General features: G+C 72.7%; 10 protein-coding genes. 3 read left to right on the top strand and 7 right to left on the bottom strand.

The genetic code is table 11. The annotated features are described in order from the left end of the window. Positions 1-27: 27 nt before the first annotated feature. The 3 genes from GT045_RS24150 to GT045_RS24140 form a co-directional block, all read right to left on the bottom strand. Positions 28-1,044, bottom strand: coding sequence for an MASE1 domain-containing protein (locus GT045_RS24150; protein WP_161335420.1), 1,017 nt, complete (start codon positions 1,042-1,044; stop codon positions 28-30). Positions 1,045-1,333: 289 nt separating this feature from the next. Next, positions 1,334-2,176: a PP2C family protein-serine/threonine phosphatase gene (locus tag GT045_RS24145; protein WP_161287435.1), complete on the bottom strand. Its 843-nt coding sequence runs from the start codon at positions 2,174-2,176 to the stop codon at positions 1,334-1,336. A 132-nt stretch (positions 2,177-2,308) separates the two neighbouring features. After that, the gene (locus tag GT045_RS24140) at positions 2,309-2,629 is read right to left on the bottom strand and encodes a hypothetical protein (protein ID WP_161287434.1); all 321 of its coding nucleotides are present in this window, start codon (positions 2,627-2,629) and stop codon (positions 2,309-2,311) included. Positions 2,630-2,836: 207 nt separating this feature from the next. On the opposite strand from GT045_RS24140, the gene GT045_RS24135 reads away from it, so the two are divergent. Next, positions 2,837-3,154 (top strand): hypothetical protein, encoded by a 318-nt coding sequence (locus tag GT045_RS24135; protein WP_161287433.1) that lies wholly within the window; start codon positions 2,837-2,839, stop codon positions 3,152-3,154. Positions 3,155-3,224: 70 nt separating this feature from the next. Here the strand turns inward: GT045_RS24135 and GT045_RS24130 are convergent, their stop codons facing one another. Then, complete coding sequence (locus GT045_RS24130; protein ID WP_161287432.1) at positions 3,225-3,917, bottom strand: alpha/beta hydrolase; 693 nt, start codon at positions 3,915-3,917, stop codon at positions 3,225-3,227. Positions 3,918-4,119: 202 nt separating this feature from the next. On the opposite strand from GT045_RS24130, the gene GT045_RS24125 reads away from it, so the two are divergent. After that, entirely contained in the window at positions 4,120-5,565 is a 1,446-nt protein-coding gene (locus tag GT045_RS24125; RefSeq protein WP_161287431.1) for a glyceraldehyde-3-phosphate dehydrogenase, read from the top strand. A gap of 89 nt (positions 5,566-5,654) precedes the next feature. On the opposite strand, the gene GT045_RS24120 is transcribed toward GT045_RS24125, so the two are convergent. The 3 genes from GT045_RS24120 to GT045_RS24110 form a co-directional block, all read right to left on the bottom strand. Continuing rightward, positions 5,655-7,601: a collagenase gene (locus GT045_RS24120; protein WP_161335419.1), complete on the bottom strand. Its 1,947-nt coding sequence runs from the start codon at positions 7,599-7,601 to the stop codon at positions 5,655-5,657. A gap of 197 nt (positions 7,602-7,798) precedes the next feature. Beyond that, positions 7,799-8,752: a LysR family transcriptional regulator gene (locus tag GT045_RS24115; RefSeq protein WP_161335418.1), complete on the bottom strand. Its 954-nt coding sequence runs from the start codon at positions 8,750-8,752 to the stop codon at positions 7,799-7,801. Between the two features lie 314 nt (positions 8,753-9,066). Beyond that, positions 9,067-10,053 carry an NAD(P)-binding domain-containing protein gene (locus tag GT045_RS24110; RefSeq protein WP_272926888.1) on the bottom strand — a complete coding sequence of 329 codons (987 nt, stop codon included), beginning with the start codon at positions 10,051-10,053 and terminating at the stop codon, positions 9,067-9,069. Between the two features lie 78 nt (positions 10,054-10,131). Between GT045_RS24110 and GT045_RS24105 the strand changes: the two genes are divergently transcribed. After that, the gene (locus GT045_RS24105; RefSeq protein ID WP_161291002.1) at positions 10,132-10,482 is read left to right on the top strand and encodes a helix-turn-helix domain-containing protein; all 351 of its coding nucleotides are present in this window, start codon (positions 10,132-10,134) and stop codon (positions 10,480-10,482) included. The last annotated feature ends 158 nt before the right edge of the window (positions 10,483-10,640 follow it).

The raw sequence follows: 10,640 nt of genomic DNA, 5'->3' as shown, positions 1-10,640 counted from the left end.
GACACGCCCGTCGAACCCGCGGCGGGCTCACGGGGCGCCCGTCGGCCACGGGCGGTCCTCGGCGTCGTCCTCGGCCGCCGTGTGCGGCCGGGGCGGCGGGGCGTCGCCGGCGGTGAGGTGTTCGAGTACCTCCACCAGTTCCTGGCACGCCTTCTCCACCGAGCGCCGGGTGATGCGCTGCTCGGTGATCACGGCGGACAGCAGCAGCGCGGTGAGGGCCATGGTGCCGTTGAACGCCTGGAGTTTCATCATCACCTCGACGCGGCTCAGGTCGGCGAAGGCCCCGAGGCCGTCCGTGGCGGCGACGGTGGCCGTCACGGAGGTGAACAGCACGCACAGCACACTGCCCAGCAGCTGGAAGCGCAGGGCCGCCCAGATGATGAGCGGGTACACCAGGAAGAGCAGGCTGAGCGAGCTGTAGGCGGACAGCGGTACCAGGAGGCAGGTGACGACGGCCAGCGCGGTCGCCTCCTTCCAGCGGCCCAGGGGCAGCGGCCGGCGCGCCCGGTGGAGTATGAGCAGCAGCGGGGTGACGATCAGGACCCCCATCGCGTCGCCCACCCACCAGGCCAGCCAGACGGGCCAGAAGCCGTCGGCGGCCAGGCTGCCCGTGAGGACGAGGGTGCCGACGCCGACGGTGGCACTGATCAGCGTGGCGGTCAGCGCGGCCAGGAAGGTCAGGGCGAGGCCGTCACGCAGCCGGCCGAGGTCGGTGCTGAACCCGGCCCTGCGCAGCAACACCGCCGCGCACACCGGCGCGGCGGTGTTGCCGAAGAGGACGAAGAGCACCCAGACGTCGGGCGTGGTGAGGGACAGGACGGAGAAGAAGGCGCCCAGCACGATGCCGGGCCAGCAGCGCAGCCCGAGGACCAGCAGGGCGGCCACGGCGACGCCGCTCGCCGGCCAGATCGGGGTGACCACGGCACCCTCGACGGTCAGCTCGCGGATGAGGCCGAGCCGGGCCGCCGCGTAGTAGCAGGCGGCGACGGCCAGTATCCGGGCGACCTGACCGCCCGGCCGGCGCAGCTCTTCGATAGCCACCACAGAGCCATCTCACACCGATGGCCGCGGGTCGGCGAGGCGAGGAGCGCTCCCGTCCGGCCTGTCGGCTCAATCGCGGGCGAGGGGCGCGGCCCTACGGCCGGATCGCGGGCGAGGAGCGACCCCCACCGGCCCTACCGCCGGACCACGCGCGAAGAGCGCCCCCAGCCGGCCCTACCGCCGAACCGCGCGCGAAGAGCGACCCCAGCCGGCCCTACCGCCGAACCGCGCGCGAGGAGCGACCCCAGCCGGCCCGATCGCCGAACCGCGCCAGGAGCGCCCCCAGCCGGCCCTACGGCCGAATAGCGGGCGAGGTGCACGGTTCGTCGAGGCCGACGACCAGCACGGCGGCGTCGTCGTCGTGTCCGACGCTCTCCGCGCCCTTGATGACGGCCGCGGCGAGCGAATGGATCGCCAGCCCGGCGACGGCGGCGATACCCGCGAGCCGCACCACCTGGTCGAGGCCGTCCTCGATGTTCAGCGACGGCCCCTCCACCACGCCGTCGGTGAGCAGGACGAACACCCCGCCGGTGGTGAGCCGGTGCCGGGTCACCGGGAACTCGACGCCCCGCTCGATGCCGAGCGGCGGTCCTCCCTCGTCGTCGACGACGCCGGACTTCCCGTCCGCCGTGGCCCACACGAACGGGATGTGGCCGGCCCGGGCGCTCTCCAGCACTCCGGTGGCCGGGTCGAGCCGCATGAAGATGCAGGTGGCGAACAGCTCGTTGCCCAGCGAGAGCAGCAGTTCGTTGGTGCGGGACAGCAGCTCGCCCGGTTCGCCGGTGACCGAGGCGAGCGCCCGCAGTCCGGCGCGGACCTGGCCCATGAAGGCCGCGGCCTCGATGTTGTGACCCTGCACGTCACCGATGGCCAGCCCGATCCGGCCGTCCGGCAGGTCGAAGGCGTCGTACCAGTCGCCGCCGACGTTGAGACCGAGGTTGGCGGGGGTGTACCGCACGGCCAGGTGGAGGCCCGGCGCGGCGGGCAGGTCCCGCGGGAGCATGCCCCGCTGCAAGGCGATGGCCAGCTCCACCTGGGTGCGCTGCAGCTCCGCCCGCTGGCGTGCCTGGGCGGTGAGCGAACCGAGACGGGCCAGCAGCTCGTCGCCTTCGTCCATGGAGCGCTTGCGGGGCATCGGTCACTTCCGGCAGGGCGGTGGCTTCCGGGGGCCGGCCGCCTGAGTGTTCGCCAAACGCCTCGATTTTACCTATATGCGGTGTTCGTGCCCCACGGGTCAGTGGATCATGCGGTGTTCGTGCCCCGCGGGTCAGTGGATCTCGGAGTCGATGCCGGTGATCACCGCGGGTCCGAGCGGCGCGCTCCGTTCGTCCAGTCCCGCGTCCCGGAGAGCGGCGTCCGCGAGCCGGCGCGCCTCCTCCTCGGCGTGCGGGCCGGTGTCCGCGTCGACCGTCAGACGGAGGGTGAAGGTGTTGTCCTCGTTGACGCTGAGCACGTCCAGGTCCTCGGCGTTGCCCATCCGGGTGCCGTGCGGGTCGGCGGGGCGCAGCGCCCGGGCCAGCCGGTTCCGGGTGTCCGGCTCGGCCCCGGCGGTGAAGGTGCCGGGGACGCTGATCACATAGGTCGTCATGGGACGGGTCCTTTCCTCGGGCGTCCCCTCGTCTACCCCGATTCCCGGCCTTCGCACAGCGGCCGGCGGGGCGGGCCCGTGCCACGCGCCCGCCCCGCCGCCGCGCCGGTCGCCCGGACGGTGGACATACCCCGTGTCGGCACCGGGACCACACCGGGCGGAGATGGGACATTACGGACGCGACATCCGCTCACGAAGGACACACCCATGCGTCTGTACCGCCCGCTGGCCGCCGTACTCGGCGGTCTCGCCCTCACCCTGACCACCGCCACCGGTTCCGCGCTCGCCGCCGACGGCACGTTCACCTGGATCGGACCGAAGGGCAAGGCGTACGCCATCGACAGCCCGCCGGACGGCAGGTGCTTCGACATGGCCCAGGAGGCGCGCGGCGCCCGCAACGGAACGAAGAAGCCGCTCGTCGTCTACACGCAGAAGAAGTGCAAGGGGTCCGCGCGGCGCCTGGCCCCGGGCCGGTCCGCGCCGGAGAGCGCCCGTTTCGCCAGCGTGGTCTTCAACCCGCGCTGACCGTCCGCCGACGCCCGGCGCCCCCCGGGGGGGCGTCGCGCTCCCCCGCCCAGGGGGGCGCCGCTGTCTCTCAGATCCAGCCGTCGAGCGCGCCCATGAAGCCCGCGAAGTCGTCCCGGAAGAGGCTGTGTCCGGCCCCCTCGACCGTTCGGACCTCGAAGCCGCGGCGCACCAACTCCGCTCCGAGGCCCGGCCGCACGAGTTCGCCCGCGCCGGCCAGCACCACCAGCGAGGGCACCACCGGGCGCGCCGGTGTCCGGCTGACCGCGTAGATGCCCGGCAGGACGCGGGCCGTGGCGGGGTCCCAGGTGGCGAGCGTGGCCAGCTCGATGTCCAGGTCGTCGTCGTCCCAGCGCGGGTTGAGGCTGCTGATCATCGCGCGGTGCGCGGTCTTGAAGACGGTGAAGTAGGCGGAGGCCTCGACCAGTTTCTCGCGCATGTCCCAGGCCGGGTCGCAGTAGACCGCCCGGGCGGGTGCCAGCCGTTCGACGGCGCCGGCCAGCGCCATTGCCCCGAGCGAGTGACCGAGCACCAGCTCCGGGCCGGCCGGCAGCGTCTCGACGAGGTCGTCGGCCCACGCCTCGGGGGTGTACTCGCCCCAGCCGCTCGCGCCGTGGCCCCGCAGGTCCACGCCGACGACCCGGTACCCCTTGTCCGCCAGGACGGGAGCGACCCGGTGCCAGGTGCGGTGGTCCGACATGATCCCGTGCACCAGGACGGCGGTCCGGTCGCCGGAGCCCCACTCGTGTGTGTGCAGTCTCATCGGCGGCCTCTCCCCCGTCGGAGTCAGTCCGATCATGTCATCGCGGCAGGATCCGGTTCCACTCCCGGCGGTCGGCGGGTCCGGCCACTCCCCGGGGGTAATTCACTCATTCGCGGACGATTCGTCCAGCGGGAGGGGGCTGTGAGCCCGTCGGAGCAGTGTGGTTACCATATGAGCGCTGCCTAGCTCGAAAGATGGATCCGTGACTGTCAACGACGACTCGTTCACCAACTGGAAGACCCGCGAGGAGATCGCGGAGTCGATGATCCCGCTCATCGGGAAGCTGCACCGCGAGCGGGACGTGACCGTCCTGCTGCACAGCCGCTCCCTGGTGAACAAGTCGGTGGTCAGCATCCTGAAGACGCACCGCTTCGCCCGGCAGATCGCCGGCGCCGAGCTGTCCGTCACCGAGACGATGCCGTTCCTGAAGGCCCTGACCGCGCTGGACCTCGGGCCGTCCCAGATCGACCTCGGCATGCTGGCGACCATGCACAAGGCCGACGAGCGCGGGCTGAGCGTGGAGGAGTTCACGGCCGAGGCGGTCGCCGGCGCCACAGGCGACGGCAAGATCGAGCGCCGGGAACCGCGCGACGTCGTGCTGTACGGCTTCGGCCGGATCGGCCGCCTCGTCGCCCGCCTGCTGATCGAGAAGGCCGGCTCCGGCAACGGCCTCAGGCTGCGCGCCATCGTCGTGCGCGGCGGAGGTGCGCAGGACATCGTCAAGCGGGCCTCGCTGCTGCGCCGCGACTCCATCCACGGCCAGTTCCAGGGCACGATCACCGTCGACGAGGACAGCAGCACGATCCTCGCCAACGGCAACGAGATCAAGGTGATCTACGCCGACGACCCGTCGCACGTGGACTACACCGAGTACGGCATCCGCAACGCCATCCTCATCGACAACACCGGCAAGTGGCGTGACCGCGAGGGCCTGTCCAAGCACCTGCGCCCCGGCATCGAGAAGGTCGTGCTGACCGCGCCGGGCAAGGGCGACGTCCCGAACATCGTGCACGGCGTCAACCACGACACCGTCAAGCCGGACGAGCAGATCCTGTCCTGCGCCTCCTGCACCACCAACGCCATCGTCCCGCCGCTGAAGGCGATGGACGACGAGTACGGAGTGCTGCGCGGCCACGTGGAGACGGTCCACTCGTTCACCAACGACCAGAACCTGCTGGACAACTACCACAAGTCCGAGCGCCGGGGCCGCTCCGCGCCGCTCAACATGGTCATCACCGAGACCGGCGCCGCCTCCGCCGTCGCCAAGGCGCTGCCCGACCTCAAGGCGAAGATCAGCGGCAGCTCGATCCGCGTCCCGGTGCCGGACGTGTCGATCGCCATCCTCAACCTCCAGCTGGCCCGCGAGACCAGCCGCGAGGAGGTCCACGACTACCTGCGCGAGATCTCGCTGACCTCGCCGCTGAAGCGCCAGATCGACTTCACCACCGCTCCCGACGCGGTCTCCAGCGACTTCATCGGCTCGCGGCACGCCTCGATCGTGGACGCCGGCGCGCTCAAGGTCGACGGCGACAACGCGATCCTCTACCTCTGGTACGACAACGAGTTCGGCTACTCCTGCCAGGTCGTGCGGGTCGTCCAGCACGTCTCGGGCGTCGAGTACCCGACGTACCCCGCGACCGCGGTCTGATCCCGCGCGTACGGGTACGGCCGCCGGCCGGGGGTTCCCGGTCGGCGGCCGTCCCGCCGGTGCGCGGGTGCGCGGGTGCGCGGGTGCGCTCAGGCCGCGGCCGGCCCGGCGCAGGCGCCCGCGGCACACGCCGTGAGCCACTGGTCGAAGTCGGCGTCGTAGCGGGTGCCGATGCCGTCGTGGTAGACGGCGTATCCGCCGGCGTAGTCGCCGGTGCGGAAGCGGGCGAGCATGCGCTGGACGTCGTCGGGGTGCCGCTCGGTCATGTAGCGCACGGCGAGGTAGCCCCAGGGATAGACGCGGGTCGTGTCGCTGTTGTCGTAGGTGCTCTCGAACAGGGTGCTCAGCCGGTACGTGTGCCTCCCCGCCTCCTGGACCGCCTGGTCGTCGGCGAGGCCCCGGTAGCCGTAGGAGACGTACTCGGCGAGACCCTCGATCCACCACACGTCCGGCACGGAGATCTGCTGCCCGAAGTCGCCCTTCATGTCGTCACGGGCGTCCAGGAAGTGCGTGTACTCGTGGTTGAGGTTCCAGATCCGGGCCGGGAAGCCGTCGTCGGTGTCCTTCTGGTACATGATCGACATGGACTGGTTGGCCGGGTCCGACGGGTCTCCGCCCAGGGTCATGCCGCCGTTGTCGGTGCTGATGCCGTACATGGCCCCCGCGTACATCTGGTAGTCGGCCCGGCTCGCGAAGACCACCAGCCGGAGGGTGCCGGCGTACTGGCCGGGTATCGCACCGCCGGCCTGCACGATCCGGCGGAAGTAGGCGTCCTGGCGGAGCACACTGCCGCAGGCGGCGTCGAGGTCGGCGGAGGTCAGCGCCTGGGCGCGGACGGTGACGTTCGCGTCGCAGCGGTGCGTGACGGGCAGCACGGCCCGGTCGAGTTTCTGCGGCAGGTCGCAGACGTCGTAGTACGCGCAGTCGACGGCGGCGTAGTAGGCGGCCTGCGTGGCCACCGCCACCCACAGCCCGGCCGTCGGGCCGGTGATGCCGGTCGCGTCCAGCAGATCCTTGGTCAAGGGCTGCACGATGTCCCGCAGTTCGGGGTGCTCCAGGTAACGGGCGACGTTCATGCCGGCGTTGGAGTCCAGGAAGGCCAGGCCGGTGCCGAGCTGGTCGGTGTTGGCCAGCGCGAAGTCGTAGAGGGTGTCGATGACGCGCGGGTCGGCCGCCACCGCCCGCACGTAGTCCGGGTTCCAGTTGCCGCGCCACAGCGGTGTGTAGACGTCGTTGACGGCCCTGATCATGCTGTCCACCGAGTCGTACGAGCTGTCGTAGGCGTTCAGCAGCCGCCGGTAGACGTACAGGTAGCGGCCCTGCTGGTCGGCACTGTCGGTGAGGATCACGGTCTCGCCGAGGATGTCGCCGTTGGCCGCCGTGACGTCGCGGGAGTGGGAGCGGGCGAAGAAGGCGTCCATGCCGCTCGTGACGGCGGTGGTGAGGCGGGAGGTGTACGGGCCCACGTCCCCGGCGTGGTTGAACTGCACGTAGTAGCCGGCGCGCAGGAAGAGGACGAGCTGCAGCAGGCTGCCCGAGTTGTCGCCGCGGTACTGCCCGGCCGTGGCGGTGAACGCGTTCGCGACGGTCAGCATCTGGGCCTGGCGGAAGATGTCGCGCGCGTCGGTGCCGGTCACCGAGAAGAGGGTGTTGACGCAGTCCGGGGTCGCGGCCTTGACGTAGGAGACCAGGGCGGAGCCGGTGCGGCCGCCGAAGTCGGCCGGGGTGCAGGAGGCCGCCCTGACGGCAGTGCGGGGCGGCCTTGCGGACACCGGGCTCAGGGGCGGGAGTTGCACGGGCCGGAGCCGCTCGGCCCGGGGCGCGGGCAGCTCGGTGGCCGCGGTGGTGGCGGTGGCCGGTGACGGCACGGGGAGCCGGGTGCGGGTGGCGGTGGCCGTGCCGGTGTGCGGCTGCGGCGCCGCCAGCGCGGGCGTGGACAGCAGGCCGGCCAGCGTGACGCAGACGGCGGCGGCGCCGGCGATACGGCCGGCCGCGCCTCTCGGCACGCGTCCGGGCAGCGCGAAGCGATAGCGCATCGGGATTCCTCCACGAAATGGGGCGCCACTGTGGGGTGTTGTGGCGTGTGAGGCACTGTCTCAGCGCACCGGCCGCCCCAACAATGGCGTGTGACATAGCACATGGCACTGCCGGCACATAACACCCCCGGCCGACACCCCGGCCCCCGCATGGCCCGCTCGTGGCCCGCTGCCGGGGGACGGCGCCCGGCAGTTCCCTAGGCCCCCGCGACGCTCCAGGTGCGCGCGGCCCAGCTGCGCAGGTGCGGGGCCTGGGCGACGAGATCGCGGTACGCGTCCGCCGCGGACCGCATCACCGTCTCCACGACGTCGCCGGTGACGGCGTCCGGCCGCCAGGCCAGCACATAGCGGCACCACAGCGGGGAACCGGCGAGCGGCTTGACCACGACGTGCGGGATCGGCCGCAGCGTCGGCTGCACCAAGGACACCCCGAGGCCGTCGGCGATCATGCTCTGCAGCTGGTTCTGGTCGCCGAGCCACTCGTGCACGGCGACCGGCGCGAACCCGGCCGCCGCGCAGGCGTCGTAGAACACCCCCGGCCAGCCGGCCCCGTCGTCCGGGGTCACGAACCAGGCGTCCTCGGCGAGGTCGGCGAGCTGCACCTGGGGGCTCAGCCGCAGCCGGTGCCGGGCGGGGAGGGCGACGAACGTGGGCTCGGTGACGATCCCCCGGTGCCGTACGGCGGCCGAGTGCCGCAGCTCCATGCCCGGGTAGTCGGCCGCGATGGCGGCGTCCACGGCGCCCTCCTCCAGTAGCTCCACGATCCGCGAGGACGCGTAGACGCTGGTGACCGCGATGGTGAGTTCGGGCAGCCGGGCACGGACGCGGGAGACCGTGCCGGAGAGCATGGGTGAGTTGGTCGCGGCCACCCGCAGGGTGCGGCGGGGGCGCTCGGGGGCCGGGCGGTGCCCGATGGCGGCGGCCCGCGCCAGGACGTCCCGGGCCTGTTCGACGACCTCGGCGCCGTACCGGGTGGGGCGCACCCCGCTGGGCCCGCGCTCGAAGAGCTGCTCACCCAAGTGGCTTTCGATGCGCCTCAGTTGAGTGCTCACGGCGGGCTGCGAATAGCCCAGCTGGGCGGCAGCGCGGCCCACACCGCCCGCGTCGGCGATCGCGCACAGCACCCGCAGATGCCGCAGCTCCAGCTCCATCGGTCCACTCCCCGTCCGTCACCCGGGCGGCCCGGCGCCCTGGTCCGCGTCCCCGCCCGCCGGGCCGTCACCACCCGCCGGACCGTCGCCGCCCGCCGGGCCGTCGCTGTCCGCCGGCCATGCCCACGACCGGTGGCCGTCACCGCCCGCTGCGGTCGTGCACGACCGGCGGACCGAAGCGTTCCACGGCGTCCTCCACGGCACAAGTCGCAGGTCCGCCAGGGTGCGGGCGGTCGTGCCCGGCGGGGGCGGCTCGCCGTCCGTCCTGCGCGGTGGCTGTCGCGGTGCGGACGGCGGGCCGGCGCGGGGACCGGTCAGTGGCGGCCCAGCATCTCGGCCACCCGGATGAACCCGTCCGCGCCGTGGCCGAGGCCGATGACGCGGCGCGCCATGCCCTCGACGGCCCGCATCACGCCCGCGTCGATGCCGTGGGACTCGGAGACCGCGACGACGTGGGCCATGGTGGAGACGGCGGAGGTGACCGGATTGATCTCCCCGGTGTAGGTACCGCTGTCGGCGTCCCGCGCGAACCGCTCGAACAGCGGCGGCAGGATGGCGCCGATGCCCTGGGCGAAGGGGGCCAGTTCCCCGGCGGTGACGCCCTCCGCCCGGGCGATCGCCACGGCGTGCGCGTAGCCCGCCATCGCGGTCCAGAAGATGTCGAGCAGCGCGATGTCGAAGGTGGCCGCGCGCCCGATCTCCTCGCCCAGGTGGGTGTGCGTCCCGCCGAGCAGCTCCAGCACCGGCCGGTGCCTGTCGTAGAGGTCGCGCGGCCCGCTGTGCAGGAAGACGGCCTCCGGGGTGCCGATACTCGGAGCCGGCGTCATGATCGCCCCGTCCAGGTACCCGATGCCGTGCGCCGCCGCCCACCGGGCGCTGTCGCGGGCGCGGTCGGGCGTGTCGGCGGTGAGGTTCACGACGGTACGGCCCTTCAGCGCACGGGTGACGTCGTCGCGGCGCAGGATCGCGTCGGAGGCGTCGTGGTCGACCACGCAGACGACGACCAGGTCGGCGCCGGACACCGCCTCTTCGGCCGTCGCGGCACCGGCCGCCCCCTCCCCCGTCAGCTCCCGGTCCTTGCCGGGCGTGCGGTTCCACACCGTGGTCCGCAGCCCGGCCCCGAGGAACGCCCCCGCCAACGAGCGGCCCATGGGGCCGAGTCCGAGGACGGTGACGGCGCCGACGGTACCGGCGCCCGTGGCGGTGCCGGTGCCGGTGCCCGTGGTGGTGCTGGCGGCCGTGGTGGTGCTGGCGGCCATGGCGGTGGCGGTGGTGGCAGGAAGATTCGGATCGATGGACATGTTGCGACTCCCGTAGGTGACCGGTGTGTGACGAGGAAGAGCGGCCGGACGGCCGTGAGACCCGGGAAGAGGACGACGATGACGCGCAGCCGTGCCCAGGATCCGAACGTCTGCGGCGTGACCGCCGCTGTCGCCGTGATCGACGGCAAGTGGAAGACGTCGCTGCTGTGGCTGCTGGAGTCCGGCCCGCGGCGGCCCGGCGAACTGCGCCGCCGGCTCCCCGGGTTGAGCGAGAAGGTGCTGACCCAGGCGCTGCGCGAGATGGCGGAGGACGGCCTGGTGCACCGCGAGGTGCACGATGTGCTGCCCCCGAAGACCGTGTACTCGCTCACCGGGTTCGGCCGTGACCTGGCCACGGCGCTGGACCCGCTCGCCGCGTGGGGCCACCGCCGTCTGGACCGGCTCCGCACACGCGGAGCGGTCTCCTGAGGCGCTGCCGCCGTCCCCTCCCGTCTGTTCGCCGGGCAGCCCCTGACCTCGGCAGAAGCCTCTCCCGGCCCGGCGGGGGCTGCCAAGTACCCACAAAAAAGTGGGTGCCCGGTCCGACGGGCGGCCCCGTCGGCCGGGCCCCGGCGGCCCGGCCCCGT

Source organism: Streptomyces sp. SID486 (genome assembly GCF_009865385.1).
Taxonomy (GTDB): domain Bacteria; phylum Actinomycetota; class Actinomycetes; order Streptomycetales; family Streptomycetaceae; genus Streptomyces.
This window is presented reverse-complemented; position numbering and strand designations above follow the sequence as displayed.